Genomic DNA, 26652 nt, shown 5'->3' with positions numbered 1-26652 from the left:
GCGGTCTTTAGAACGGCATGACCACCAGGCGGGTCTGGGTGAACTCGAGCATGCCGTGCTTGCCGTCGTCGCCGCCCAGCCCCGAGCGTTTCCAGCCGGCGTGATAACCCTGGTAGGGATCGGCCGGGGTACGGTTGATGTACAGCTCGCCGGCCTCGATGGCCCCGGCAACCTTCATCGCGGTGCGGTAGTTCTCGGTGTAGAGCACCGAGGACAGGCCGAACTGGTGATCATTGGCCAGGGCCAGGGCTTCATCGATATCGCGGTACTTGAGCACCGGCAGCACCGGGCCGAAGATTTCCTCCTGGACGATCTCCATGTCCTGACGGCAACCGCTGAGCAGGGTCGGCGGGTAGAAATGCCCCGGGCCTGCGGGCAGTACACCACCGCTTTCGAGCACCGCACCGTCGGCCACGGCGCGCTGTACCAGGGCGTGGATGTTGGCCTGGGCCGCGGCATTGACCAGCGGCCCCATCAAGCTCGGGTCTTGGCGGCGGTCGCCGAATTTCACGGCGCTGATCTGGTCCTTGAGCAAGGCCAGGAACCGCTCATGCACGCTTTCATGCACGTAGACCCGCTCCACCGCCGTGCACAGCTGGCCGCAGTGGGTGGTCTTGGAACCGATGATGGCAGTGGCCGCCAGCTCCAGGTCGGCGTCGGCCTCGATGATCGCCGGGGTCTTGCCCCCCAGTTCCAGGGACGGCTTGGCGATATTGGCCTTGCAGTAGTCGAGCACGATGCGCCCGGCGTTGACGCTGCCGGTCAGGGTGATCATCCCCACCGCCGGGTGGGTGCAAACCGTGGCCGCGGTCGCGTGATCCATGGTCAGGATGTTCACCACCCCGGCCGGCAGCCCGGCCTGTTGCACCGCCCGGGCAATCTCGAAGGCCGAGATCGGCGTGTTGTTGCTCGGGCGCACCACCACGGTATTACCGGCGATCAGCGCCGGCGCGACCTTGCGCAGCAAGGTGTAGACCGGGTAGTTGAAGGGAATCAGGCAGGCCACCACGCCAATCGCTTCGCGGTGCAGGAAGAGCTTTTCGTCGGGGCTGTCGCTGGGGATGATTTCGCCTTCGATACGCCGTGCCCACTCGGCGTGGTAGCGGGTGATCTGTGCGGCGTAGCGGGCCTCGTTGCTGGCGTCCAGCAGGCTCTTGCCGGACTCGGCGGCCAGGGCCTGGCCAATGGCCTCGGCGCGCGCCTCCAGGGCATCGGCCAGGGCGCGCAGGTAATCGCCACGCTGGATGCTGGTGAGCGCCGCCCACGGCTTTTGTGCCTTGGCCGCGGCAACCACCGCAGCCGTCGCCTCCTCCTGGGTGGCCGCCGAGACTTGGCCCACCGAGGTTTCAGTGGCCGGATCGTAGACGGCGATCAAGGCGTCGCTGGCAGGTTCGATGAAGTGACCGTTAACAAAATTTCGCTCGAGTCGCATGGAGATGGCCCCGTGGTTGGCAGAGAGGTGGCGCAGGCAGCCTGGAGGCGATCCAGGCCCGGCGGTCAAAGGGTCTGGGAGGTTCGAGCGGACACAGCGGCGGCGCCTGCGGGCCGGTCAATGGCCTGCGGGCAACGATGAAAATGACGGACAAGGCGCGGCGACAGGCAATCGACTAGGACTGGATACGGCATGGCTGGGCACTCGGGTTGTTGTTATGTGAGTGCCAGCAGTCTTGTCGTCCGCCGCGATCAGGACAAACGATTAATTGCGCGAAAGAACATTCGAAAAACGCATGTTACTGACTTCATCCTTGCAGGAGCCACCTGGCCGGCGAAGCGCCCCTTGAGCCTTGCGTGGCCCTTGCCCAGGCCTGAGCTGGCCAAGCCTGCTCCTACAGGGGCGTCGAGGCGGTAGAAGGTTCTAGCTGACGTTGCGCCAACCAGATCTCTTCCTGCAGCCATTGGCCAAACACCTGCAACTGCGGCATCTGGGTCTGCTCCGGGCGGGTCACCAGCCAGTAGGATTGATGGCCTTCCACATGCACATTGCGCACCTGGGTCAACTGCCCGGCCGCCAACTCCGCAGCCACCATGTGCCAGTCGGCGATGGTCACCCCCAGGCCCTCGACCGCGGCGCGGATGGCCAGGTCCAGCAGGTCGAATTCATAGCCGCCCTGAGTGTCGACACCGCTGATCCGCGCAGCGTCCAGCCAGTGCTTCCAGGTCAGATAGCGCTGGTCTTCGCGCGCCAGCACATGCAGCAGCGTCATGCGCGTCAGGTCGATGCCCTGCTCGGTCGATTCGCGGGCCAGCAGCGATGGCGCGCAGACCGCGATATGCCGCTCCTGGAACAGCAGCGAGCTGTCCAGGCCATCCCATTCACCGTCGCCGAAGCGAATCGCGCAATCCAGGGTACTGGTTTGCACCAGGCTGTCCTGCAGGCGCGTGCTCAGGCTCAACTGCAACTGCGGATGCTGTTCGCGCAAGCGCCCCAGGCGCGGCAGCAGCCAGCGACTGGCAAAGGTCGGCGGCACATTGAGGTGCAGGCGATTGGTGTGGGATTGCTGCTGGATGCCGCGCAAGGTCAGCTCGATCTTGTCGAAGGACTGGTGCAGCGCCCGCAACAGTACGCGCCCGGCGCTGGTCAATTCGAGGTGGTGATGGCGGCGCTGCAGCAGGCTTTCCCCGAGCTGTTCCTCCAGCTGCCGGACCTGGCGGCTGACCGCGCTCTGGGTGACGTTGAGCAGCTCGGCGGCGCGGGTAAAACTGCCGGTGCTGCCGGCGACTTCGAAAGCTTTGAGCGCATTGAGCGCGGGCATCTTGCGTTTCACGGCAGTCTCTCGCTGACAGCGGCTGAGGGGCGCCAAGCATCGCACGCCACTGCATCGCCAGCCAACTGGCTAACATGCGTTTTACGCATGCTCAGGCACCGAATAAATCGTTTGTCGCGCCACCTGCGGATGCCAACACTGCGGGAACCTTGTAAAAAACCACCACACGAGCCCTGCCCATGCCCCACTCGCCCTGCCACGCCTGCACCCTGCAAGCGTCGGTTGAAAAACGGTATGAGTGTTCGGCACGAATACTCGCCGTAGCGCTTATAGCAAGTGGAGCACGCAGGCCGTCAGGCTAGAGGCGTTAGGGATTGATGCCCGAAGGGTGGAGGCAGGTCGGCTGTTCGACCTGACTCCATGCGCAGCACGAAAGCCCGGCCCTGTGCGAAGCGCAGGGAAAGCAAGACAGTTTCAGCGCACCGTGCTCAGTTATTGCTGCACTGTTCGTGCTGCGGCTGATTGATTCAACGACGACAGAATCTCATATAAAAAATGTAACCCTTTTTGAGGTTCGCAATAGCGCCACCGGCGGCTGAATACCTCTTTAGAAATACCGACGAATCATTCTAAATCCTCGCAAGTGAAGTTATGTCGAGCAAGAAAAATGGTAGACTTTGAGCATTGGATATACACATATAAGGATATTCCTGTGATAAGACAGATTTTGTTACCTACCTATATTTTATTGCTGCTGACTGGCTGCCAAGCACAATCATCCCCTTTCCCTAAAAGTCAAAAACTCTCGCCTGACAAAGTTGCTCAGATTGCTGCGACCATCGAACAGAAATACCCAAAACTTCCCACTGAGGTTCGTGGCAAGCTGCTCAGTACCGTCGTACAGTCTCTGGACAACATGGTATTCGTCGAAGGTGGCGAGTTTCAGATGGGGGATTTTGGTTGGCCTTATGATGATGACCCCACCAATATGTGCAATTGGCCATGCGGTGTCGAACCAGAGCGGATGGGGCGCATCAGTATGGATGGCGACGACGACTTCGTTCATCCCGTTAAGCTGAGCAGTTACTCTCTGTCGAAATTCCAAGCCACGCTAGGCGATTTTGACTTGTTCTTTATCGCTCAGGGCAAACCACTATTTAATGCGGAAAATCGCAAGCGAGAAGATTTGAAGGAGCTCTACGCGCCCAACCTACCTGCACCGGCCCAAAGCTGGCAAGAGGCCAAGGATTATTGCGGTTGGCTAGGCCAGGTGAGTGGTTATCCGGTCGACCTACCAACTGAGGCGCAATGGGAATATGCCGCTCGAAACCGTGGCCAACACGTAGTGTTCCCTACCGACAATGGTAGTTTGAATTACGGACGAAATTTTCCAGAACCGGATGAAATGGACACATTCCCAGTAGATAAATTCGTCCCTAATCCATTGGGTATCTACAACCTTTCAGGTAATGCGACTGACTGGGTCAATGATTGGTATGACAAAGATTATTACCGCCATTCACCCGTCGAAAACCCTCAAGGACCAAACACTGGCAGCGAACGGGTCTGGAGAGGAGCAAATATGCTGGAGGATCCGCTACTCAGTGCCAACACAGTTCGCCGCTGGAGTGTTGAACCTGTACAGGATGGCCATTATGCAGGAGCGAGTTTTCGCTGTGCCATTCAATCAGAGAAGCAGATATAGCGTTCAAAAAATGGCGCTAATTAGTGCCATTTCTTAGTGCACTACTAAGCTAAGCCATCAAATTTGCCGCTATTGCGAGCAGCTATCAGCACTCTCTCTTTCCGCCAAGCATTGCTAGGACTCCACGCCATTCTGGTCGAACTCGTCGAGCTCTTAGTTGTCTGATTAATTACTAGGCCATCAACAAATCGATTGAACTGGCCTTGCTCATACCCATCCAACAATGCGTTGATTCGTTCCAGACTCTCCATCGCATTTACCTTTCCCGCCTTCGGCGAGCAGTGCTCAAGCACTTCGATAAATTGCCGCCAACTCCGTATCTCTGAAAGAAGAATTACAAGTGCCTCTTCTTGCAGTTCATTAAAGCTCTCGACAAATCCCTCCGTCAACATATAGACCATTGGACCAAGCGATTCTGGCGGAAGTAGCCTAAAAGGTAGACGTTGCCCCCTAACCATCAATACTTTATCGGATTTGTGCTTGATCACATAGTTCGCCAAATTTTTCGCTTCGGCCTTCGATGCATCACGCGCCATCCACCAGTCGCGCATTTTCAAAGCACTATCATCAAACGCATTGATAATTGCTTTACCTGGCGCTACTGCAACTTGGTATATCCCAGTAGTTAGATAGCCAAAAGCCTCCGTCGTCACACCCAATAAATGTCTATAGTCCATATCAGCCAGAGCATTGCAAAACAGTAAAGTCAGTTTTCCGACCTGCTCAAGATCCACCAACGTACCAAATCCACCACCGGCACCAGGCCCGAACACCAGAGAGCCTTTACAGTTAAACGCCAATCGGTTTTTGGAAATACTGATACCAAACTCACCGCTAGCACCGACACCAAAAGCGATGTTGCCTTCCGCCTTGACCTCGGCCAGTTTGGCCCAACTGCTATTGGCATGGGTCTGGCCGACAACGGTTTTCCCTCTGCCCATATTGTCCGGCTCAACCCACTCGAAGGCCCCGCTCAGCGCACCACCTGCTTGGGCTCCGGCAAAAGCATCGCCCTTGACACCAATGTTGCCACTGGGGCCGACTTCCATGGTCGGTGTACCTAACAGAGCAGTAGCCCCAGCCGGGGTTTCGGTAGGTTTGTATTGGACTTTGACTCCCGCTTCTCCTCCCGCTTTAGCGCCGACAAAGCACGACAACTCCAGCTTGCCACTCACGCGAAACACGCCCATCGGGTGCAGCACTTCCTTACCTAAGGCATTGCGATACGACATGTTCGCGACATACCCGCCCCGGCTAGGGAAAAATCGGTTCAACGATGCTGAAGCCTCTGCCAGGGAGAACGCGGCGCTGCCTTTCGCACCAACATCGATACTGCCTTCTTTGGGGTTCCAGTTGTTCACGCCGGCACTGGCGCTGGCAGCAAAGCGCAGAGCATGAGCTTCTGCGGATACTGCATAGCGAGCCGCATCGCGCTGATTGGACGTCCAGGTCACTTCCTTATGTAGTGTGTTGAGCAGGTTATCTTCCTTGCTGCTCCAGGTACTGATCTTGAGTTCAAGGTTACCCAAAGGGCCGGCCTTGCGCCCGCCACCGACGGCTTCTTTGATGTCCTTCATCAGATCCGCGGCCAATTGCTTACTGAACGGTTTACCGGCCATGGCCCGCGTCGAAACACGAACACGCCAAGAGGTAGTGTTGCGGTATGGGATAGAGATAAAGTGGCGACGAGTGGGATCGCTGAACAGGATGATTTCCACCACAGAAACACCAGTCCTGCTTTGCTTGCCACGCTGAGTTTCAACACTACGCCCTTTGCCGTAGTTCAAATTGGGCGCAGCACTATTGGCATGGGATGAGCTGTCTTGCGGCTCGACTGTTCTTTGAGCCGCCAGTTTGCCGTGCAACTCCGCAATATCTATCTCTAACTCCAGCACCTTTTTGCTCTGCAAAAACTTCCAGTTGCTTTCAAACTGCGTTGTTCCAAAAAAACTGGGCGTGTAACTCTGATACCAAGCACGGGCCTTCTGCAAGGTCGCCAGTTGTCCTTCAAGGTCTTTATCGGTCATCAGCGGTGCGGCTTTGTTTAGCAGGGGCTTGGGCACGCGCATCAGCAATCCCGCACCTTCAGCCTTGCCCCCCCAAGCCTCTTTCACGCAACCGGCACACGCGCAACTGGAGTTAGGGTCTTGGGGCCTTTGGCATTGGGTGATGGGCAAGGCTTTCGCCAGGTTCTGATGCAGCTCATCCATCAGTTTCTGAACAGCGCTGATTTCCTGCTTCAAAGCCTTGGATTGTTTGTCGGTCAGTACATAAAAGTGCGATTCGCCAGTAATGTGGGCCACATCGACCAGTTCTTCGTCACATTCGGCCTGTCCTTTAATGGCGATAGAGCTGGTGTTATGCGCGTACATCGGTGGTGGCAATGCCAGCTTGCGTGCAGTGTCGGGGAGCTTCAGAGCCCAACCAGGCTTGATGTGGTTGGGGTCACTGATGATCGGATTCAGCGCTTGTATTTCCGCCGCTTTAACCCCGTGTTGCTGGGCAATTTGGCCCAATGTATCGCCGCTTTGAACCGTGTAAGTACTGTTCATCCATCATCGTCCTTGTGATTCAGAGGCGCTCAAGCGCGATCAGCTTGTCGCCAAGACCCAGGTCATCACGGGCCAATAATTCGGTATGTGGGGAGCGGTTCCAGAAGCCATCGCCCTGACGCAGCGCCAGACGTAGCCAGCGCTCCTGCTCGGCCACTTGCAGATACCCTGTGTTCCGGGCCGCAAGCAGTTGCTGATACACGAACGCCACTGGCTCGGGCATGGGCAATACCGCCCGATAATCCTGGGCGAGCCGTCCTGCCAACACCTTCAAGCGCTGAAGATCCATGAGGGCCTGACGCTCGCACCCCAAGTGCAGCCATCCGGGATCTTGAATCTCTGCCCCTGGTTCAGGTCGAGGATGAGCCAAATGACGCCAGCCCAGCTCGTTGCGCCAAGCTATGTCGGTGAGCGGCCCCATGAATTTCAGCATCTGGGTTTCATCAAGGCTGTTCAGCAGTGGCTCCAACCAGCGAGGGTCAAAAAAACGCATCAGTTGGGCCGGCGTATCATCGGTGCCGACAGTGAGCAGGCTGCGCCAATGCTCGATAGCCTGCTCGAAGGAGTGTTCACTCTCCAGGTAGGCCACGCACCCGGCGTAGGCCTGTTCAAGCAGCGTGCCGGCGTACTCCATCAATGCACCAGGCAGCGGACACAGCAAAACGAACGGCCCAGCAGCTTGCAGAGCTCCGTAGGGTGTGTTGTCGAATAGTGGGATGCAGCGCTCAGCACCGTAACCGATGGCCTGGTCAACGTGATCTTGCAAGTCTGGGTCAAAACTAGCGTCTAGAATCGCGCATAAGAATCCCGGTGCGGCAGGCACCTGAAAAGGCGATGAGATGGATTTGATCATGCCGTTTTACCTGGTTGGTGAATCGGGCAATGGCCCGATGCATCGAGCTGGCAGCCGGGAGTTGGCAGGAGAGCCCCCGCCACCGACTGCTGTTGGTAAAACGAAAGACTAGGGAGCGGCAATACTGCCGGCTCCGACAACCCTTCGAGCATCCCTGGCAACACGGGAGCTGCTGCGGTTCCCGCAACGGGTGCACCACCAATTACAATATTGGTACTGCTGAAAATACCACTAGGGCCAATCACGATATGCTGACCACCCCCCTTCAATGTCGTACTGACCCCAGCATCGAGTATCAGATGAGCACCGGCCTTGATGTGCACTTGTTGTCCGGCCTCAATCACCACCGTTTACCCTACACGGGTATGACTGCTGCCAGCGACCTGCAAATAGTCGTTGGCTTTGAGATCCACTTTACGGTCAGCGATGACGGTACGTTGCTCTTCAGCTTCGAGTACCGTGATGCTATTGCCCTTGATGGTCTCTCGACGTTCGTTACCGACTTCTAACCGGCTATCATTTTCGATCCTCTGCTCCATATCACGCTGAGCACGTAGATAGATCAGTTCCTGCCCGGCGCGGTCTTCAATCGACAGTTCGTTGTAGCCACCACTGTGTGGTGAACTGTGGCTACGTAACACAGTCTTGGTTTTGTTAGCCGGCAAGGGGTATGGCGTAGAGGTGAGCTTATTCACCACGCATCCGGTAATTAACGGTAGGTCGGGGTTGCCCTCTAAATAGGTCACTACTACTTCCATACCGATGCGTGGAATAGTCACTGCACCAAAACCATCTCCCGCCCAGCTGGATGACACGCGCAGCCAGCAACTGCTCTTCTCACTGTTGCGTTCAGCTCGATCCCAGGGCAGCTCGACACGGACACGGCCATATTCATCACAAAATATTTCTTCTCCGGGCGGCCCCGTCACACGGGCGGTCTGGCTGACCAGCACTGATTTACGGGTGACCAGCGGTGGACGGTAGAACACGTCCCAGGGAATCGCACTGAAGCGGTTGCGGTAACCCTGGGTGAAGCCATCTGCGGGGGGCTCCTCATGGGTGATCGACTCTTCCAAAGCTTGCGGTTGTTTGCCCGAGTGATGGACGCTGAGCAACAGCCATAAATCGTTACACGTCTTGCGTGGATGGTCGGTCAGGTCAAAAAAATGCCCGCTGCGCAGGGTCGGCTGATCGCTGTGACCTTCAGCCAGTTGATAGTCCGCTCGGTGGCGCTCAAGGGCCCGCCTCGATAGCACCTTGCCGTGCTCCAGCGAGGTCATCGGCACCGGGTAGCGATAATCCTCCAGCGCGGGGCTGAACTCGGCGGTGAATTGGTTTTCTAGCAATAGGCTAGGCCGTTTGAAATCGTAGTCACGGCGCGTTGTGGTGCTGGTACGGGTGCTGAAGCGCTGGGAGAACTGGCTGACCACAGGGTGATCGGCAACTTGGCCGCTGCCGGGTTGATACGGAGTCGGGCCAAGTTTCGGAAAATAGGTCTGGTCTTCACTGAACACCAGGCGGTGACCGTCCTGGCTGTGCTGGTGGTGCCAGGCGATGCCGTCTTCACTGCACAGACGCTGGATAAAGTCGAAGTCACTTTCGCCGTACTGAGTGCAATAGTCGCGCTCGGGGCTGGCACTGACATGGAAGGTAAATACATCTGTCTGCAGGCCATGGCCCTTGAGCACCTGAGTAACGATTTGCGGCACGCTCAAGTGCTGGAAAATTCGTTGGTTGTAGCTGAATTGCAGATAGTGCAGTACGGGGACCAAGGTCAGGTGATAACGGGTCAAGCGCTTACCCGCTTTCCCCATCTGCACATCTTCGATGTGCCCATGAATCCCTTCACCACCCAGACCAAACTGAAGAAAGGCCGGCTGGCAGAGCAGGCTCTCCAGATCAAAATCGGGGTACTCACTGACCAACTCAATCCGAATCGCATACAAGGCGCTGAGGGCCTCAAGGCCATCAAAGGTCAGCACCTTGAAATCGTTGCGTACAGAGGGGATCTGTAGTTCGAAATGCGCGGTATTGGCTGGCGCGAACATAGGCTTTTCCTTAAGCAGGGAAATAAAAAAACCAGCAAAGCAGAGCTTCTCCCAGAGCGAAAAGCAGGGAGGAGAGCAGCGCCTACCGTTAATGCATCAGACCTGCTGCTGGAATTTTTCGAGGGAGAGCGAGAGTTTGAAGGCAATATTTGAAACATTGATCGTTTAAGCTGAAGCTTTTTATTTGGGCAAAAGTTGAACATCCTCTGTTCTTTTTTACTTTGCTATAGGGCTAGCTCTGGCCTGTAAATGAAGGCAAGTCCCAAACGCACAACAACCCGACCATACCTAGCCAGAGCTATGTAAATAGCTGCTCACGCTAACAAAGCCGAACAGGATTTACTGTAGGAGAAGTCCCAAAATCAGTCTGGGCTTTCAGATATCCAGAATGTCTCGCAGCTAATGCGAGAGGCATTGGGAATACCTACAGAATTCGGAAAAAATCGTACGCGAAAACTTTCAGACGCTAGCGGCGCCATATTCAAGACTGCCATGACCGTATCGATATTGCTTTCCTCTCTTCGAAACGGCCATTGGCATGGTCAATCACTTCGTATGTGACATTGCAACCGCCCTGATGTGCAGGCTGCAACAGAATGCGTCCCAGTTCACCCACCTCGGCACGGCGCAGGTTGCTAGAGCCGCCCCAGCAGCACAGGCCGTCATAAATGCCATCCAAGTACCCCTATCGCTACACCGACAAGGTCGGCGACATCGCCTTCGCCGAAAGCGCCTGGATCGGCTACCGCTTCACCCCCGAACAGCAGGTGCAGGTCGGCCTGAACCAGATCCCCTTCGGCCTGCAGCCGTATTTCGGCAGTAGCTTTTTCGAAACCCTGGGCAACGTGGTGGGCCTGGAGGACATCGAACAGGTCGGCGCCAAGTACATCCAGCAGAGCGGCGCGTGGAATCTCCAGGCCGGCTATTACCTGCGCCCGGCCTGGCAAGGCAAGGGCACCAGCAACGGCCGTACCTACTCCAGCGTGGTGTCCTCCGCCGACCGCTACGTGGCCGATGGCAGTGACAACCGTGAACGCAATACCCTGGTGCTGCGGCTGGCCAGGGCCGTGCAACTGGGGGATTGGGCCTCGGAAGTCGGGGTCTCCGGCCTGACCTCGACCCTGAAGAACAACGACACCCGCCACGATGGCCGGCGCAATGCCCTGGCCCTGCACTACCTGGGCAAGAACGGGCCCTGGGGCGTGCAGTTGCAGGCGGCGCGCCAGCAGATGTCGCCGCGCAATCCGGGCACCGACGAGCTGGTGACCCTGGGCGGTTATGACGGCACCTTCAACGTCGCCAGTCGCGGCAACCTGTATGTCGCCGACCTGAGCTATGCGGTGGACGGCAAGTACCTGTTCGACCAGGTCAGCGGGATCAAGCTGTACACCAACTACAGCGCCTTCGAGAAATCCGCCAGCGGCTACCAGACCTCGCAACGGATGATCCTTGGCAGCTCGTTTTCGCTGAGCCGACTGTGGGTCGCCACCGAGTGGCTGTTCGGCAAGAACGATCCCTACATCGGCGGCAGCAGCTATGCCCAGAGCCTGGGCCCCGGCGGCAGCAACCAGTGGGAAAACCAGCTGTATGTGAATATTGGCTACTACTTCTGAATCTTTGCCGGCCCTTTCGCTGGCAAGCCAGCTCCTACAGCTGACAGGGATATCGCCGGAAACCCTGTAGGAGCCGGCTTGCCGGCGAAGGCGATCTCAAGGTCCTCTTGGCCGGCAAGCCAGCACCCTCCAAGGGCGGCTACAGGGTAAGATGGGCGCGCTGAACAAGCGCCTTACAACAACAATAAGCCTGCCCCGCCACGTCCAGCGCCCCGCCTGCCAGGCTCGGCCGCTCCTTCCTGGCGCCAGGTGCGGAGTCTGCCCGCCATGCGTCAACTGCCCTCCCTGAACATGCTCCGGGTCTTCGAAGAAGTCGCCCGCCACCGCAGCTTCAGCCAGGCCGCACAGGTCCTCAGCGTCACCCAGGGCGCCGTCAGCCGACAGATCAAGCAACTGGAGGATTACCTCGGGGTGGCGCTGTTCAGCCGCAACCCGCGAGGCCTGGAACTGACCGAGGCCGGCGCAGCCCTGGCGCCGAACCTGGGGCAGGCCTTCGATCACATGGAGCGGGCGCTGCAAGCATTGCGCGTGCCCAACCTGCGCCAACGCCTGCGGATTGTCGCGCCGCCGACTTGGGCCACCCGCTGGCTGTCGGCGCAGTTGCGCGACTTCTGCCAGCGCTACCCGGACATCAGCCTCAGCGTGACCCAGCACAACAGCCATGACAGCCCGGCGCAAATCGACTGTGAGATCCGTTTCGGCATGCACGCCGCCACGCATTGCCACAGCCAGTTGCTGGTGATGGAGCGCCATATCGCGGTGGCCAGCCCGGAGCTGTTCAGTGCCGGCCAGGCACCGGACCTGCGCCGCTTTCCCCTGCTGCACATCCTGCATGACGGCAAGCGCCTGCGGGTCTGGGAGAACTGGCTGGCGGCCATGGGCCGGGACGATGTCGACGCCCAAGCGGGCCTTGAGTTCAGCACCCTGGACCAAGTGATCCATACCGCCCTGGCAGGTGGCGGGCTGGCGGTGATCGACCGGCAGATGATCGAGCGGGAACTGGCGGACGGACGCCTGCTGCCGATCACTCCGGTAGAAGTGATCGGCCCTTACGGTTACTGGCTTGAGGTGGCGAGTGATCGGCAGGGGTTGTCCAAGGTGCGGCTGTTCACCCAATGGCTGAGCCTGGTGAGCAACCCTTGAACCTCGCCGCACAGCGTCGACCGCCAGCGGCTTGCCAGCGACGACGCTCAACAACGCACAAGGCTCAAGGCGTTCTTCACCGGCCAGCCGGCTCCTGCAACATCAGATCGGCGCGACGACCTTGGGCAGGTTGGCGACAGGTTCAGGGCTGTGCACGCTGCACGCCTGGCTCAACGTCAGGGACTTGGTTTCCGGCGCCCAGGCCCAGGAGATCCAGGCCCCCAGGGCAAGGATCGCCGCGAGGATGGCCATGGTTGGGCTGAGGCCGATCCCGGCCACGCTCACCGGTAGCAGAAAGGTGCTGATGGCCGAACCCAGGCGACTGACGGCGGTGGCCAGGCCGATGCCGCTGGCGCGCACTTCAGTGGGAAAACTCTCTGCCGGGAACACCCCCACCAGGTTGCTCACCGCCGACAACACCAGGGTGAAAACACCAAACAGCAGCACCATCAGCCAGGCCGCACTGCCCGGCAGCACCGCCAACAGCAGCAATGCCACGGCGAGGATGATGAAGGAGTTGATCAAAAACCCCCGGCGGGAAAATTTCACCGTGCACCAGATGCCGATCAGCGCACCGAGGATCAACAGCAGGTTGAGCATCAACTCGGTGCCGAAGCCTTCGGCCAGGCCCATCTTCTGCAGGATCGATGGCAAGAAGGTGTAGATGGCGAAGTACGGCATGACGATGCACACGAAGAACAGGCAGTTGAACGCCGTGCGCTTGCGGTACTCGGGGCTGAACAGCACCGCGTAGCCGGAACGGCTTTCGCCGCTGGGCTGTTCGTCGAGCACCACGTTGGCACCCAGGTGTTTGTGCACGATGGCCCGGGCCTCGGCAATGCGCCCACGATTGACCAGCCAGCGCGGCGACTCCGGGGTGCCGATGCGCGCCAGCAGGATCAACCCGGCCGGGATCGCCGAGGATGCCAGCATCCAGCGCCAGGCGTCATCGCCCAGGCTGAGCATGGCGGTGCCGATAAAGGTCGCGGCGACGTAGCCGAAGGTCCAGATCACGCTGAACGAACCGAGCAATACGCCGCGGTGCTTTTTCGGCGCGAACTCGGCGAGCATCGCGTGGCCGACGCTGAAATCGCCGCCCAGGCCAATGCCGATCAGCACCCGGCAGAAAAACAGGCCCATGGCGGTCTCGGCATAGAACTGCATCACCGAGGCCAGGGTGATCAGCACGAAGCTGACCAGGAAGATCTTCTGCCGTCCCAGGTGGTCGGAGATCCAGCCGAAGAACAGGCTGCCGATAAACAGCCCGATCAGCGCCGAGGCGCCGATCAGCCCCTGCCAGAAGGCGTCCAACTGCATCTGCGGACTGAGCAGGGTGAAGGCAATGCCGATCAGGCCAAGAATGTAGCCATCGGTGAAGTGCGCGCCGAACGTCAGCCCGGCGATCTTCAGGTGGAACCGGCCAATCGGCAGGTCATCGATCTTGACGGTTGCGGTGGTCATGTTCGTCTCCGTTTATTGTTTTTGAATAAGAGATGAATCGGGGTCGAGCACCCCTTGCCGCAGCCGTATGCGGCAAGGGGCCTGGCTTCAGAGGCCGCCCATCAGCAGGTATTTGATCTCCAGGTAGTCGTCCAGGCCGTACCTGGAACCTTCGCGGCCGAGACCGGATTCCTTGATCCCGCCGAACGGCGCCACTTCGGTGGAGATGATCCCTTCGTTGATCCCGACCATCCCGGCCTCCAGGCCTTCGGCCATGCGCCACACCCGACCGATGTCACGGCTGTAGAAATAGGCGGACAAACCGAAGGGCGTGTCGTTGGCCTGCTGCAGCACCTGGGCCTCGTCCTTGAAACGGAAACAGGCGGCCACTGGGCCGAAGGTTTCTTCCTGGGCGATCAGCATGTCGCCGGTGGCTTCAGTGAGGATGGTCGGCTCGAAGAAGGTCCCGCCCAGTGCATGCCGGCGACCGCCACACAGCAACGTCGCGCCCTTCTCCAGCGCATCGCCGACATGCAGCTCGACCTTGGCCAGCGCCGCCGCGTTGATCAGCGGGCCCTGCTCGGTATCACCGTCCAAGGCGCTGCCCACGCGCATGGCCGCGACCGCGTCTGCCAGCTTGCGGGTGAAGGCCTCGTACACGCTGTCCTGGATAAAGAAGCGGTTGACGCACACGCAGGTCTGCCCGGTGTTGCGGAACTTCGAAGCCATGGCGCCCTTCACCGCGGCATCCAGGTCGGCATCGTCGAAAACAATGAACGGCGCGTTGCCGCCCAGTTCCAGGGAGACTTTTTTCAGGGTGTCGGCGGCCTGGCGCATCAGCAGCTTGCCAGTGCGGGTCGAGCCGGTGAACGACAGCTTGCGCACCACGCTGGAGGCTTGCAGCGCGCCGCCGATGGCCACTGCATCACCGGAAACGATGTTCAACACGCCGGCTGGAATACCCGCCTGTTCGGCCAGTACCGCCAGGGCGAAGGCCGACAACGGTGTCTCTTCCGAGGGTTTGAGGATCATCGTGCAACCAGCGGCCAGGGCCGGGCCGACCTTGCGCGTGACCATGGCCAGCGGGAAGTTCCAGGGGGTGATGGCCGCCACCACGCCAATCGCTTCCTTGGTCACGATGATTCGCGCATCGGCCTTGTGGCTGGGGATCACGTCGCCATAGGCGCGCTTGGCTTCCTCGCCGAACCACTCGAGAAAACTCGCGGCGTAGACCACTTCACCCATGGCTTCGGCCAGCGGCTTGCCTTGCTCGCGGCTGAGCAAGGTGGCCAGTTCACGCTGGTTGCCCAGCATCAGCTCGCTCCAGCGCTTGAGCTTCTGGCTGCGTTCCTTGGCGGTGAGCTTGCGCCACGCCGGCAAGGCGCGGTTGGCGGCGGCGATGGCCAGGTCCGTGGCTTCGGCACCGGCCTTCTGTACCTCGGCGATCAGCTCGCCGTTGGCCGGGTTGAACACCCGGTAGCTGGGGCCACCGTGGGACCATTGGCCATCGATGTAGTTGCCATTGCGGATCAGCGTGCTCATGCCACGGCCTCGGTCAGGGTGAAGCGCTCAAGGCCCGGACGGGCACTGCGCAGGATGCGACAGCCTGCGGTGTAATCGTTGATCACATCGCACGGGGTGTAGTTGCGCTCCAGCTCGTGCAGCTCCTCGGCATCCAGCGGCGTATCGAGGGCCGCCAGGGCACTGTCGAACTGTTCGGTGGTGTCGGCCCCCACCAGCATGCAATCGACACCCGAATGGTTGAGCACCCAGGCCTGGGCGATCTGCGCATTGGGTACGCCACGGGCACGGGCCACACGCTGCACCGAATGGGCGATCTGCAGCGAGGCTTCGTCGCTGTACATCTGCTGGGTGAAGAAGTCGGTCTGATTGCGGGTCGACTGCACGTCGCCGGTGAGCAGCCCTCGGGCCAGCGGGCTGAACACCGACACACCGAGGCCCTGGTCGCGGCAGAACGGGATCATCTCGCGCTCTTCCTCGCGGTAGGCACAGTTCAGTTGCAGCTGCATGTTGATCGGCTTGACCCAGCCGTTGCGCTCGCAGGCCATGAGGATCTTCGCCAGTTGCCCGGCGAGCATGGTGGACACGCCGATGTAGCGGGCCTTGCCGGCGCGCACGATGTCGTTCATCGCGCTCATGGTCTCTTCCACCGGGGTGTTCACATCGAAGTAATGCAGCATGAAGACATCGACGTAATCCATGTCCAGGCGCTTGAGCGAGGCATCGATGCTGTCGAGGATGTGCTTGCGCGAATGGCCGCTGGCGTTGATCCCGCTGCGGGTGCCGTAGCCGACCTTGGTGGTGATCACCAGGTCCTCGCGGCGGGCCAGGCGCTTGACGATGCGCCCCACCACTTGCTCACCGACGCCGGCGGAATAGAAATCCGCCAGGTCGATGAAATTCACCCCGTGATCCAGGGCGTGCGCGACGATCGGCTCGCTTTGCTTTTCATCGAAGATCCAGGGTTTCCAGTCCGGAGTGCCCATGTTCATGGTGCCCAGGCACAGGCGCGAGACTTGCAGGCCGGAATGGCCCAAACGAATGTATTGCATGCGCTGCTCCTCAGGCTTTGGGGGTGTAGAACGGGTTGCTGATCTGGTTCACCACGTCGGCCAGTTGGGCGCGTTCGGGCTTGCCGGCCAGGGCCGCGCGAATCGCTGTGCGGCAGGCGTTGTAGTTGTTCAGGTAGACCGCATCCAGGTCGTCGCAGGCCGGGTTGACCCAGTTGGCGGTGACGATGGCCCATTGGTCTTCGGCTTCGGCCGGCAAGGTGCCGTCCAGCAAGGCCTCCAGCACCGCCTTGGCAATCCCGGCCTGGGACGCGCCCCAGGTGGCGTTGCCGTGCAGCTCGCTGGCGATGGCCGCCTTGTTCACGTACAGGGTCATGGGCTTGACCGGGATGTTCGGCTGGGCGATCACCATGAACGGGCAGTGGCCCTGGCTCGGCGAAGCCAGGCTGCTGGCGAAAGCCTGCCCGGCGGGACCGTTGCGCGGGCCGATGAGGATATTGATATGGGCGGCGTTGACGCCCGGGCCTTCGAAGCCTTCACCGATATACAGGTCGAGTGGTGTCATGGGTGCTTACTCTTTGAGGACGCAGAGGAAAGGAGCGAACCGGATCAGCGACGCTGGGGCCGGAGCGGGTCGAACGTAGAGCTCAAAGAGCGCAGCCCGGAACGGGCGCAGCGGTCACCCGGAAACCGGGTTGGGAGAGATGGAGTCATGGCGCAAACGCTCTTTGTTGTTATGGATGAGCTGGGTTGGCGCTGTTGTATCACCGGGCTTGCGGGGGCCCGTAACCATTAAAAGTCATGCGCCCATGAGCTTTAGTCATAGCCTTGCGAGGAGCTTGGACCAGGCTCGCCATGCCCCATGCTGCCGAAGGCACTGTTGGCCCGGTGTGTGTGGCTCGATGACGCTGAAATCAGCCTCATGGCGCAACCCGACATCGGCGTGGCCCACAACCCCGCCAGCAATGGCTGGACAAGGCCGGCGCGGCGCTCAACGCCCTGAATCGGGCAGAGCGCGACTGAGGTCCGGGCTGCGTCATCGAACACCCTGGCAACGCCCACGAAACCCGAGCCGTTGAGGGGGACGCGCCAGCAGGCGGACATGCTAGAGTCGCCCTTCGATTTTGCAGCGCGCCAGGGAAGCCGTGATGACCGCAATGATCTACCAGGGTGGCTGCCTGTGCGGGCAGATCCGTTTCGAGGCCCGAGGCCCCGCCGCCAACCCCCATACCTGCTCGTGCAAACTGTGCCAACGGCACAGCGGAGCGCTGACCGTGGCCTGGGTCGAATTCCCCCGGGAGCAGGTGAGCTGGACCGGCCCCGGCGGCGCGCCAGCCACCTACAGGTCATCGGACTATTCGAGCCGGGCGTTCTGTTCGCAATGCGGCAGCTCCCTGGGGGCCATCGACGATGAGCCGACCATTGCCTTGCTGCTGGGTACATTCGACAGTAACAACCGCAAGGCGCTGATGCCGACTCATCACTCCTTCAGCGGTAAACGGCCACGCTGGTGGCAGGCCGGAGTCGCTCCGTGAACCACAATGACCGCGGCGCCGCCCTCGCCTCGAACATCTGGACCTGGTACGGCCAGGAGCAATACTCAAAGATCATCCTGGTGGGCGAACTGGGCCCGGCCCTGGAGTTCCTGGTCCTGGAGGCGGACCAGCAACGAGAGGCAATCGACTGCTGCGCCGAGTGCAACCTATGGTCAGACCATCTCGATTATCTGCAGCACTTTCCTGCGCATCTGGCGCCACAACTGCACCTGCGATTGCAAGCCTTGTTACAGGCCTGTGAAACCTTATGCCGGCAAGCCTATGGAGTGACTCTTGAGGACAACGGCTTCGAGCATGGGCAATGGCAGCCGCTGCGCCAAGGTGCCCGGGAGGCGCTGGAGATGCTGGGTTGGCCAGAGGTGCAAGAGCACATGGCCGAGCTGACAGAAGACTGCCGGGCAGCATTGAGGAAATGGCCGGATTGAGAGCCTGGCCCGTTGAGGCGGGGTTGCGGGTCTCTTCGCTGGCAAGCCAGCGCCGACAAGAATCTGCTCAATTCAGGCAGGGGTGCGTGGCAAGGCGCGTTTGTGGGCAGTGCGGGTGTAGGCGTTTTCGATCAGGCTGCGCACCGTATCGGGCACCGTTTCACCCATCAGGTAGGCATCGATCTCTTGGTAGCTGCAGCCATAGGCCTCTTCATCCAGCTTGCCCGGTGCCAGTTCTTCGAGGTCCGCGGTGGGCGCTTTGTGCACCAGATACCCGGGAGCGCCCAGGGCATCGGCGAGCATCCGCACCTGGCTCTTGGTCAGCCCCGAGAGCGGGGCCAGGTCGCAGGCACCGTCACCGTATTTGGTGAAGAACCCCATCAGCGCTTCGGCGCCATGATCAGTGCCCACCACCAGGCCGTTGTTGAAGTTGGCCATGGCGTATTGGGCGAGCATTCGTGCCCGGGCCTTGACGTTGCCCTTGGCAAAATCCGTCAGTGCCGCCGAGGGCTGCAGGTCGTCGCTCTGGATCGAGGTCATCAGGGCGTCAACGCAGTCACCGATGTTGCTAGTGGTGATCTGGTCTGGGCGAATGAAATCCAGGGACGCCTGGGCGTCACGCTCATCGGCCTGGTGCTTGTAAGGCAAACGCATGGCGATAAACCTGGCCTCGTGCCCTGCCCCGCGCAGCTGCTCCACCGCCAGTTGGCACAGGCGACCGGCGACCAGGGAATCGACGCCGCCGCTGATGCCCAGCACCAGGGTCTTGCAACCGGACTCGCCCAGCACCTGCTGGATGAACGCTACGCGGCGGGCGATTTCGCCCGCCTCGCCACCGCGGGCCAGTTGACGATCGATGCCCAGTTCCCGGGCAATGCGTGCTTGGGTTTGGTTGCTCATATCAGGCCTCCAGGGGCGAGTGGGCAAGGTCGACGCTGAACACCTGCGCCGCGTAGCGCAGGAACGACGGGTCTTCGCAAACGTTCTTGATCGGGTCATCGGAGAACTTCACCACCGGCTCGCCGTGCACCCGCACCAGCTTCATCACGATGCTCAGGGGCTCGACGTCCTCGACGTCGCAGGCCAGGCTGGTGCCCATGCCGAAACCGAACCTGGCCTGGCCACGCACGTGGCGCAGGATCGGCAGGCATTTCTCGAAGTTCAGGCCGTCGGAGAACATCAGGTCCTTGGTCCGCGGGTCGATGCCCAGCTCGCGGTAGCGGGCCAGGACCTTGTCGGCCCAGACGATCGGGTCACCGGAATCCTGGCGCAGGCCGTCATACAGTTTGGCGAAGTACAGGTCGAAATCCTTGAGGAAAAAGTCGGTGCTGATGCAGTCGGTCAAGGCAATGCCCAGGCGTCCGCGGTACTCGCGCACCCAGTTTTCCAGGGCGGCGTTCTGGCTTTCCCGCAGCCGGCCCAGTTGCTGGTGCACCATCAACCACTGGTGGGCCATGGTGCCGATCAGCGGCAGGTCGAACTCGTAGGCCAGGTGGGCGTTGCTGGTGCCGACGAACACCCCGGGAAAGTCGCTGCGCATGATCTTCACCACTTCGCGCTGGGCCTTGAACGACAGGCGCCGACGGGTGGAAAAGTCCGAGACACGAAATTCGGCGAGCTCTTCCTGGCTGGCGTTTTTCTCCAGCCATTCGAATTTCTGGTAGAGCCGGCGAGTGACGTCCGCAAGCTCCACTTCCGGGTATTTGTCGCGGTTGCGCAACTCGCTGACCATCGCCAGCACCGGCTGCTCGAACATGATGCAGTGCAACATCGGGCCACGCACACGAATGCTCAACTGGCCATCGACAGCGGCCACATGGATGTAGCGCAGGTTGAAACGGAACAGGCCAAGGAACTGTTCGAAATCCGGTGTCAGGTACTCGCGAAACTTCTTGCTGAACAGGAAACGCTGCTCGCCTTCACGCATCTGCAGGCCGGCCAGCTTCTCCAGCTCCTGGCGAATCTCGGGGATCAGGTGCACCAGGGACTCTTTGGAACGGACGATGAACTGATACTCGACATCGACATTGGGGTGCTGGTGCAGCACCGCCTGCATCATGGTGAAGGTGTAGTAGTCGGTGTCCAGCAGGCTCTGGATCACGCCGTTGTTGCGATCGAATGCACTTTCCATGGGGCTTTCCTTATGCGCTGGCCAATCTGGCGGTTTCTTCGCGAGTCGCGGTAACCGCGATGCCCGCTTGTTGCATGTCATGTATCGCCTGGGTCGCACCCGCTTCGCTGATGGCGCGGCAGGCCGGCAAATGCAGGATCACCTTGAAACCGGCGGCAGCCAGTTGCAGGGCGGTGGTCTTGACGCAGAAATCCAGGGCCAGGCCGCCGACGATCACCCGCTGCACGCCCTGACTGTTGAGGTACTCGATGACCCCGGTGGAGAGCTTGCCGTGCAGGTCGTGGTAGCAGGCGCCGTAAGGGTGCAAGTCCGGCTCCACGCCCTTCCACACGAAGTAGTCGTAGTCATAAGGGCTCGGCAACTCGTCCAACAGGGTGAACCCCACGGTGCCCGGTACGCAGTGGCTGACCCAGGTCAGGTCGGCGTGCTCCAGGCCGGTCGGCTGCAGCATCTGCTCGTGCTTGGCAACTACCCAGGGGGCCTGTGGACTGTGAGCATCCTTGCTGCCGATGCGCAGGCTGGCCAGGGTTGCAATGAAATTCAGCTCGCCACCGATACGCTCACCCTCGGCCACCGGCAACTCGTCCGGGCACAGCGGGGTGAAGCTTTTTTGTGCATCAACATCGAAAGAAGCGGTCTTCATCGTTTGGCTGTTCATGCTGGGTCTCTCCTCTGCATGGAACACAAAGTACACGTCATGTACTTTCAATGCAAGCCCACCTGTTTATTTTTTATCTGCAGAAAAGCAATTATCAATACAAATATAGGCGCTTAAAAATCACCCCATTGGAAAAACCAATGATAAAGTACACGTCATGTACTCAAAGAGGAAAAGCCGATGTATGAACTCGCCCTCTATGGTGGCGCCTTCAACCCACCTCATGCCGGGCATGCCCGGGTCATGCTCGAAGCCGCTCGTCACGCCCGTCGGGTGCTAGTGGTGCCCAGCTTCCGCCACCCGGATGGCAAGCGCATGGCCGACTTCGGGCAGCGTGCGAACTGGTTGCAAGCCATCACCCAACACCTGCAAGCCGAATGCCCGGCGGAGCTGGCAGTGAGCCGGCTGGAGCAACAACTGGCCCTGGCCGACCCCGGCCCGGTCTACAGCTACACGCTGCTGCAGCGTTTGGCGGACGACCTGGCCCTGGACGGCAAACGCATCGCGCTGGTGGTGGGTGAAGACGTGGCGCGCCGGTTGCCGAGCTTCTATCGCGGCGAAGATTTGTTGAGGCGTTTTTCCATCCTGCGTATCGAGGAACAGCCGGGGGTACGCAGCACGGTGTTGCGCCAATGCCTGGCCCGCGGCGAAACACCGCCCAGCCAATGGCTGGCACCAGGAATGAATCCGCTAAACTACGGCCTCTACGCCGCCCACGGAAGTTGATATGCACGACCGCCCCACCCTCCCCAGCGCCTACCTGCACACCATCGACCTGTGCCTGTTGCGCTATAACCGCGAACGCAGCGACCTGGAAATTCTCCTTCATCAACGTGACAGCGAACCTTTCGCCGGGCACTGGGCGTTGCCAGGCATCGTGGTCAATGGCGATGTCGAGGACCGCAGCCTGCAGGACGCGGTCGAACGACTGCGCCGCTCCGCCAAGGTCGACATGCCCGTGGCCTGGATGGAACAGGTGGGCACTGTCGGCGATGCCTTTCGCGATCCGCGCTGCTGGTCGTCCTCGACCTTCTACCTGGGCATTGTCAGCGACCCGGTGGAACCCGGCCCGCAACAGGGTTTCTTTGCCCTGGGAGAGCTCGCCAGCGGCGCTTTCAAGCTGCCATTCGACCACAACAGCCTGGTGACCCAGGTGCATGAGCGACTGTTTTCCAAATCCCTGTACAGCAGCCTGCCGCTGATGTTTCTCGGCAACGAATTCAGCGCCCCCGAGGCGGTGAGCATCTTCTCCCTGGTGCTGCAACGGCCCGTGCTCAAGACCAGCATCCGCCAGCGCCTGCTGAAGATGAGCGACGCCGGTTACCTGCAAGACACCGGGCGCAAGAAAAGCGGTGACGGCGGCCGCCCACAAGCCACGGTGGAACACCTCAAGCCGGGCGAACTGTACTTATTCGATCGTTGTTTTCTGGAGTGATACTGCCCATGAGTTCCGTCACCGACAGCCAATGCCTGCTGCAAACCCCGTACTTCAATGTGGTCCGCGAGAACGGCTATTTCATCATCAAGGAAGCCCAGGCAGTGAATGGCGTGGTTGCCGTGCCGACCCTGGCCGATGGCCGGTTGATGCTGGTCAACCTCAGGCGCCGGGCCATCGGCGGCCAGTCCATCGAGTTTCCCCGGGGCGCCATCGACGCCGGGGAAAGTGCCTGTGACGCCGCCGCCCGGGAATTGCTGGAGGAAACCGGCTGGCAGGCGTCGCAGGTCGTCGAGCTGGGCCTGCTGCACAGCAACACCTCGCTGATCGCCAGCGCGGTAGCGGTGTGCCGGGTACAGATCAGCGAGCAGCAAGCCGCCGCCACTGATGGCGAAGTGGACAACCTGCTGTGGGTCAGTCGCCAGGAGTTGCTGGCGATGATTGCCGCCGGCCAGATCACCGATGGGCACACCCTGTCAGCGGCCATGATGTTGCTGGCCAGCGAGTCGGCCTAGGCGTTGTTGAGGCCTGGCCGGCCCCACTTCTGCAGAGCGAAATCGACGAAGCTGCGCAGTTTGGGCAGGCGGTAGCGGTCCTGGGCATAGAGCAAATGCATCGAGCGCCGGGGCAGTTGGTAGTCCTGTAGCAGCGGCACCAGCCGCCCTTGCTGCAGGTCCTCTTCGACCAGGGCGTCAGGCATCATCACCACCCCCAGTCCGCCCCGTGCCGCACGATGCAGGCCAGACGAGGTATTGATCAGCAGCGAGCCAGATACGGCTATCAGCACCTCTCCGCCCGGGCCCAACAGCGGCCACTGGGTGGCGGTGGAACTCCACTCATCTCCGGCCGGGTAGGCAAACGCCAGGCAGTTGTGCTGCTGCAAATCCTCCGGCACCTGCGGCGTGCCGTAACGCTCCAGATACTCCGGCGCGGCACAAATGGTCAGGGTGTAGTCCTGCATGGGACGGGCGATCAGCGCCGTGGTGTCCAGGCTGCCCAGGCGGACGGCCACGTCGAAGGCCCCATCGATCAGGTCGAAACGCTGGTTGGCCAGGGTCAGTTCCACCTTGACCTGGGGGCAGCGTTGGCGAAACTCGCTCAGGGCCGGCGCCAGGCGCTCGGTGCCGAAGGTCAGCGGCGCGGTGATCCGCAGGGTACCGGACGGCTCGTCCTGGACCTGCTCCGCCAGGCGCTCGGAATCCGCCACCAGCCCCAGCACCGCCAGGCAGCGCTGGTAATACTCGGCGCCAAACTCAGTCAGGCGCTGGCGGCGGGTGGTGCGGTTGAGCAGGCGCAGCCCCAGGCGGTGCTCCAGGGCCTTGAGGTGAATGCCCACCATGGTGGTGGACATCCCGCATTGGCGGGCAGCAGCAGTCATGCTCCCCGCCTCCACCACCCTGACGTACACCGACATCGCCTGGAACAGATCCATTATCAACCCTGACTTGAAGATGATTAAAGAGATGGCGAGTTTATCTAGCTGTGGTGGCTAACGATACTGGCAACACACCCACCCTAGATGGAGTTACCCGCCATGACCGCCGCCTGCCTGATGAGCACCTACCAGCCTCTGTCCTTAAGCTTCTGCAAGGGCCTGGGCACCCGCCTCTGGGACCCGGCCGGCCGCGAATACCTGGACGCCATCGCCGGGGTCGCAGTGACCGGGGTCGGCCATTCCCATCCACGCTTGGTGAGCGTCATCAGTGAACAGGCCGGGCTGCTGTTGCACACCTCCAACCTGTACAGCATCGACTGGCAGCAGCAACTGGCCGCCAAGCTGACCCGGCTGGCCGGGATGGATCGTGCGTTCTTCAACAACTCCGGCGCCGAGGCCAACGAAACCGCGCTCAAGCTGGCGCGTCTGCATGGCTGGCACAAGGGCATCGAACAACCGTTGGTGGTGGTCATGGAGAACGCCTTTCACGGCCGCACCCTGGGTACTCTGTCGGCCAGCGACGGCCCCGCTGTACGCCTGGGCTACGGCCTCTTGCCGGGAGACTTTCTCAAGGTGCCCTTTGGCGATCTGGCGGCCCTGGAATCAGCCATCAGCCTGCATGGCCCGCGTATCAGTGCGCTGCTGATGGAACCGATTCAGGGCGAAAGCGGCATCCAGTTGCCCCCGGCGGGCTACCTCAAGGCGCTGCGCGAGTTGTGCACCCGGCGCAACTGGCTGCTGATGCTCGACGAGATCCAGAGCGGCATCGGTCGCACCGGGCGCTGGTTCGCTTGCCAACACGAAGGCGTGGTGCCGGATGTCATGACCCTGGCCAAGGGCCTGGGCAATGGCATTCCCATCGGCGCCTGCCTGGCCCGGGGCAAGGCCGCCCAGCTGTTCACCCCGGGCAGCCACGGCAGCACCTTTGGCGGCAACCCCCTGGCCTGCCGGGTGGCCTGCACGGTACTGGAGATCATCGAGGAGCAAGGCTTGCTGGCCAATGCCGAACGCCAGGGCGCACTGCTGTTGCAGCGGTTGCGGGAGCAATTGCAGGGGCATCGCGAAGTACTGGCGATTCGTGGCCTGGGATTGATGATCGGCATCGACCTGGCCAACCCGCCCCGGGACCTGGTGCAGATCGCCGCCCGGGATCACGGGTTGCTGATCAACGTCACTCGGGGCAAGACCATCCGCCTGTTGCCACCGCTGGTGATCGATGAGTCTGAAGTGGAGATGATCGTCCAGCGCCTGTGCCGGATCCTGCACAGCCGTTGAACGGCATCGGGGCGCGGCCAACACCTCACCCCGGCATGCGCTGCACGTGGCTCAGTCGTCCAGGTCCTTGGGCGCCGCAGCAGGTTTGGTCGCCTTGCCCGCCTTGGCATTGGTCGCTTTGCTTTGCGGCTCGGGGGCCGGTGCCGGGGCGGCGGCCTGTGCCTCTGCCGCCGGCAGTTGGTCGACCGCGGCGAAGACATCCTTGAGCTCGATGGCCCCGGAGTGCTCCAGTTTCTTCTCACCGTCCTTGCCCACCAGGATCACCTTGGTCTGCGCGCTGGCCCCCAGCTTGAGGCTGCGGATCAGGGCCATGGTGGATTGCGGATCAATATCCTTGCCATCGCGCTGGCCGATGGTGTTGATCACCGTGTACAGGACCATGTGGCGTTCGTTGAAGGCTTGCCGGGTAGCCGGCTCGTCCAGGGACTTCTTCAGGCTCACCAGGGTGGGGTCCACGGTGCTGGGGGCGATCACGACCAACGGCCGTGATTTTCCCAGGTCCTGGGTCAATGGGCCGTCGTTGTCGGCAGCCACAGCGGTGCCGGCGACAGCGAGCAGAGTAGCGAAGGTCAATGACCGAATGAACATGCGTCTCTCCTTAGGTTTTCCACCCAGTAATGATTGCGCATTGCGGGAAAAGGTCCAGCCCGGGACGCAAAATCAAACATTTTTCTGGCCCTGAGCCCGTCTCCCACCCAGCCCTCTGCTACAGGCTGCAGGATACAAGGCATGCAGCGGTCCCACAGTGAACCGCACCAGGCTTCACAGTAAGGTTTTGTTGCATATTAAGCAGGCACTGCAGTGCGCCAGCACAACTCTCCCCTGAACTTCCAACAGTCGTCCATTACACAAACACTCCCCCCAAGTCGTTTATTCACTGCAGCGCCTGATTTGATCGCGCCATGCAAACTCCATGACCTGCACAGTACTCTTGCGGAGCAATCTGGTGTCCCGCGCAACACCATTAAAAAGATAACCAGCGAACTTCAAAAGTTATTTATCACGCGTCATTTTTTGAACGCCAGAATTCAGACAGCCATCATTCGACTTCTTGAATAACCCCCTCTACTCAGTGGACCCTGGCCAGGCAGGCCGGGGTTCGATCCATCACGACAGAGTTCCAGCATGACCCGCTGGCGCGAGCTGA

21 protein-coding genes and 2 pseudogenes are annotated in these 26652 nt (G+C 60.7%); 9 read left to right on the top strand and 14 right to left on the bottom strand.

Going from position 1 to position 26652, the window contains the following annotated elements:
- Positions 1 to 7: 7 nt before the first annotated feature.
- Entirely contained in the window at positions 8 to 1432 is a 1425-nt protein-coding gene (aldA, locus tag GV818_RS19795; RefSeq protein ID WP_161777298.1) for an aldehyde dehydrogenase, read from the bottom strand.
- Between the two features lie 394 nt (positions 1433 to 1826).
- Positions 1827 to 2765 (bottom strand): LysR substrate-binding domain-containing protein, encoded by a 939-nt coding sequence (locus GV818_RS19790; protein WP_161759164.1) that lies wholly within the window; start codon positions 2763 to 2765, stop codon positions 1827 to 1829.
- 652 nt (positions 2766 to 3417) lie between these two features.
- Between GV818_RS19790 and GV818_RS19785 the strand changes: the two genes are divergently transcribed.
- Positions 3418 to 4410, top strand: coding sequence for a formylglycine-generating enzyme family protein (locus tag GV818_RS19785; protein ID WP_372242104.1), 993 nt, complete (start codon positions 3418 to 3420; stop codon positions 4408 to 4410).
- 44 nt (positions 4411 to 4454) lie between these two features.
- On the opposite strand, the gene GV818_RS19780 is transcribed toward GV818_RS19785, so the two are convergent.
- The 3 genes and pseudogenes from GV818_RS19780 to tssI form a co-directional block, all read right to left on the bottom strand.
- Complete coding sequence (locus tag GV818_RS19780) at positions 4455 to 6962, bottom strand: LysM peptidoglycan-binding domain-containing protein (protein WP_161777296.1); 2508 nt, start codon at positions 6960 to 6962, stop codon at positions 4455 to 4457.
- Positions 6963 to 6981: 19 nt separating this feature from the next.
- Positions 6982 to 7815, bottom strand: a complete 834-nt coding sequence (locus GV818_RS19775) for a DUF4123 domain-containing protein (protein WP_161777295.1) — start codon at positions 7813 to 7815, stop codon at positions 6982 to 6984.
- A pseudogene (tssI, locus tag GV818_RS19770) lies at positions 7812 to 9863 on the bottom strand (type VI secretion system tip protein TssI/VgrG). The gene GV818_RS19775 and the pseudogene tssI overlap by 4 nt, the downstream one beginning before the upstream one ends.
- Positions 9864 to 10543: 680 nt before the next feature.
- On the opposite strand from tssI, the pseudogene GV818_RS19765 reads away from it, so the two are divergent.
- Both GV818_RS19765 and GV818_RS19760 read left to right on the top strand, forming a co-directional pair.
- Positions 10544 to 11476: pseudogene (locus GV818_RS19765) on the top strand (hypothetical protein); the annotation flags it as partial.
- 267 nt (positions 11477 to 11743) lie between these two features.
- The gene (locus GV818_RS19760) at positions 11744 to 12619 is read left to right on the top strand and encodes a LysR substrate-binding domain-containing protein (protein WP_161777294.1); all 876 of its coding nucleotides are present in this window, start codon (positions 11744 to 11746) and stop codon (positions 12617 to 12619) included.
- A gap of 102 nt (positions 12620 to 12721) precedes the next feature.
- Here GV818_RS19760 and GV818_RS19755 read toward each other — a convergent pair whose 3' ends face one another.
- The 4 genes from GV818_RS19755 to fae form a co-directional block, all read right to left on the bottom strand.
- Positions 12722 to 14080, bottom strand: a complete 1359-nt coding sequence (locus GV818_RS19755) for an MFS transporter (protein ID WP_161777293.1) — start codon at positions 14078 to 14080, stop codon at positions 12722 to 12724.
- An 87-nt stretch (positions 14081 to 14167) separates the two neighbouring features.
- On the bottom strand, positions 14168 to 15601 hold the full coding sequence (locus GV818_RS19750; RefSeq protein ID WP_161759160.1) for an NAD-dependent succinate-semialdehyde dehydrogenase: 1434 nt from the start codon (positions 15599 to 15601) through the stop codon (positions 14168 to 14170).
- Positions 15598 to 16632 (bottom strand): aldo/keto reductase, encoded by a 1035-nt coding sequence (locus tag GV818_RS19745; protein ID WP_161777292.1) that lies wholly within the window; start codon positions 16630 to 16632, stop codon positions 15598 to 15600. The genes GV818_RS19750 and GV818_RS19745 overlap by 4 nt, the downstream gene beginning before the upstream one ends.
- 10 nt (positions 16633 to 16642) lie before the next feature.
- Positions 16643 to 17155 (bottom strand): formaldehyde-activating enzyme, encoded by a 513-nt coding sequence (gene fae / locus GV818_RS19740; protein WP_161777291.1) that lies wholly within the window; start codon positions 17153 to 17155, stop codon positions 16643 to 16645.
- A gap of 583 nt (positions 17156 to 17738) precedes the next feature.
- On the opposite strand from fae, the gene GV818_RS19735 reads away from it, so the two are divergent.
- Positions 17739 to 18125 (top strand): GFA family protein, encoded by a 387-nt coding sequence (locus GV818_RS19735; protein ID WP_161777290.1) that lies wholly within the window; start codon positions 17739 to 17741, stop codon positions 18123 to 18125.
- Positions 18122 to 18571, top strand: a complete 450-nt coding sequence (locus GV818_RS19730) for a hypothetical protein (RefSeq protein WP_161777289.1) — start codon at positions 18122 to 18124, stop codon at positions 18569 to 18571. The genes GV818_RS19735 and GV818_RS19730 overlap by 4 nt, the downstream gene beginning before the upstream one ends.
- A gap of 72 nt (positions 18572 to 18643) precedes the next feature.
- On the opposite strand, the gene nadE is transcribed toward GV818_RS19730, so the two are convergent.
- Genes nadE through GV818_RS19715 form a run of 3 tightly spaced genes read right to left on the bottom strand, consistent with a single transcriptional unit; the run spans position 18644 to position 21360 of the window.
- Positions 18644 to 19471, bottom strand: coding sequence for an ammonia-dependent NAD(+) synthetase (gene nadE / locus GV818_RS19725; protein WP_161777288.1), 828 nt, complete (start codon positions 19469 to 19471; stop codon positions 18644 to 18646).
- A gap of 1 nt (position 19472) precedes the next feature.
- On the bottom strand, positions 19473 to 20702 hold the full coding sequence (pncB, locus tag GV818_RS19720) for a nicotinate phosphoribosyltransferase (protein ID WP_161759154.1): 1230 nt from the start codon (positions 20700 to 20702) through the stop codon (positions 19473 to 19475).
- 10 nt (positions 20703 to 20712) lie between these two features.
- Entirely contained in the window at positions 20713 to 21360 is a 648-nt protein-coding gene (locus tag GV818_RS19715) for an isochorismatase family protein (protein WP_161759153.1), read from the bottom strand.
- Between the two features lie 180 nt (positions 21361 to 21540).
- Between GV818_RS19715 and GV818_RS19710 the strand changes: the two genes are divergently transcribed.
- The 3 genes from GV818_RS19710 to GV818_RS19700 are packed head-to-tail and all read left to right on the top strand — an operon-like array spanning position 21541 to position 23310.
- A complete protein-coding gene (locus tag GV818_RS19710; protein ID WP_161759152.1) occupies positions 21541 to 22086 on the top strand; it encodes an adenylyltransferase/cytidyltransferase family protein in 546 nt (181 codons plus the stop codon).
- Between the two features lies 1 nt (position 22087).
- On the top strand, positions 22088 to 22795 hold the full coding sequence (locus GV818_RS19705) for an NUDIX hydrolase (RefSeq protein WP_161759151.1): 708 nt from the start codon (positions 22088 to 22090) through the stop codon (positions 22793 to 22795).
- Between the two features lie 8 nt (positions 22796 to 22803).
- The gene (locus GV818_RS19700) at positions 22804 to 23310 is read left to right on the top strand and encodes an NUDIX hydrolase (protein ID WP_161759150.1); all 507 of its coding nucleotides are present in this window, start codon (positions 22804 to 22806) and stop codon (positions 23308 to 23310) included.
- Here the strand turns inward: GV818_RS19700 and GV818_RS19695 are convergent.
- On the bottom strand, positions 23307 to 24227 hold the full coding sequence (locus GV818_RS19695; RefSeq protein ID WP_161777287.1) for a LysR family transcriptional regulator: 921 nt from the start codon (positions 24225 to 24227) through the stop codon (positions 23307 to 23309). The genes GV818_RS19700 and GV818_RS19695 overlap by 4 nt on opposite strands.
- A 102-nt stretch (positions 24228 to 24329) precedes the next feature.
- On the opposite strand from GV818_RS19695, the gene GV818_RS19690 reads away from it, so the two are divergent.
- Positions 24330 to 25505, top strand: coding sequence for an aspartate aminotransferase family protein (locus GV818_RS19690; RefSeq protein ID WP_161777286.1), 1176 nt, complete (start codon positions 24330 to 24332; stop codon positions 25503 to 25505).
- A 51-nt stretch (positions 25506 to 25556) separates the two neighbouring features.
- Here GV818_RS19690 and GV818_RS19685 read toward each other — a convergent pair whose 3' ends face one another.
- Positions 25557 to 26093 carry a DUF4174 domain-containing protein gene (locus tag GV818_RS19685; RefSeq protein WP_161759147.1) on the bottom strand — a complete coding sequence of 179 codons (537 nt, stop codon included), beginning with the start codon at positions 26091 to 26093 and terminating at the stop codon, positions 25557 to 25559.
- Positions 26094 to 26652 lie beyond the last annotated feature (559 nt).

It is taken from the genome of Pseudomonas sp. Fl4BN1, from assembly GCF_009908285.1.
Taxonomy (GTDB): domain Bacteria; phylum Pseudomonadota; class Gammaproteobacteria; order Pseudomonadales; family Pseudomonadaceae; genus Aquipseudomonas.
This window is presented reverse-complemented; position numbering and strand designations above follow the sequence as displayed.

Coding starts and splice junctions, on each gene's coding strand:
- GV818_RS19750 (WP_161759160.1), bottom strand. CDS start 15,601: ATGAGCACGCTGATCCGCAATGGCAACTACATCGATGGCCAATGGTCC.
- GV818_RS19780 (WP_161777296.1), bottom strand. CDS start 6,962: ATGAACAGTACTTACACGGTTCAAAGCGGCGATACATTGGGCCAAATT.
- GV818_RS19715 (WP_161759153.1), bottom strand. CDS start 21,360: ATGAACAGCCAAACGATGAAGACCGCTTCTTTCGATGTTGATGCACAA.
- GV818_RS19735 (WP_161777290.1), top strand. CDS start 17,739: ATGACCGCAATGATCTACCAGGGTGGCTGCCTGTGCGGGCAGATCCGT.
- aldA (WP_161777298.1), bottom strand. CDS start 1,432: ATGCGACTCGAGCGAAATTTTGTTAACGGTCACTTCATCGAACCTGCC.
- GV818_RS19705 (WP_161759151.1), top strand. CDS start 22,088: ATGCACGACCGCCCCACCCTCCCCAGCGCCTACCTGCACACCATCGAC.
- GV818_RS19700 (WP_161759150.1), top strand. CDS start 22,804: ATGAGTTCCGTCACCGACAGCCAATGCCTGCTGCAAACCCCGTACTTC.
- fae (WP_161777291.1), bottom strand. CDS start 17,155: ATGACACCACTCGACCTGTATATCGGTGAAGGCTTCGAAGGCCCGGGC.
- GV818_RS19775 (WP_161777295.1), bottom strand. CDS start 7,815: ATGATCAAATCCATCTCATCGCCTTTTCAGGTGCCTGCCGCACCGGGA.
- GV818_RS19755 (WP_161777293.1), bottom strand. CDS start 14,080: ATGACCACCGCAACCGTCAAGATCGATGACCTGCCGATTGGCCGGTTC.
- GV818_RS19685 (WP_161759147.1), bottom strand. CDS start 26,093: ATGTTCATTCGGTCATTGACCTTCGCTACTCTGCTCGCTGTCGCCGGC.
- GV818_RS19695 (WP_161777287.1), bottom strand. CDS start 24,227: ATGGATCTGTTCCAGGCGATGTCGGTGTACGTCAGGGTGGTGGAGGCG.
- pncB (WP_161759154.1), bottom strand. CDS start 20,702: ATGGAAAGTGCATTCGATCGCAACAACGGCGTGATCCAGAGCCTGCTG.
- nadE (WP_161777288.1), bottom strand. CDS start 19,471: ATGAGCAACCAAACCCAAGCACGCATTGCCCGGGAACTGGGCATCGAT.
- GV818_RS19710 (WP_161759152.1), top strand. CDS start 21,541: ATGTATGAACTCGCCCTCTATGGTGGCGCCTTCAACCCACCTCATGCC.
- GV818_RS19760 (WP_161777294.1), top strand. CDS start 11,744: ATGCGTCAACTGCCCTCCCTGAACATGCTCCGGGTCTTCGAAGAAGTC.
- GV818_RS19690 (WP_161777286.1), top strand. CDS start 24,330: ATGACCGCCGCCTGCCTGATGAGCACCTACCAGCCTCTGTCCTTAAGC.
- GV818_RS19745 (WP_161777292.1), bottom strand. CDS start 16,632: ATGCAATACATTCGTTTGGGCCATTCCGGCCTGCAAGTCTCGCGCCTG.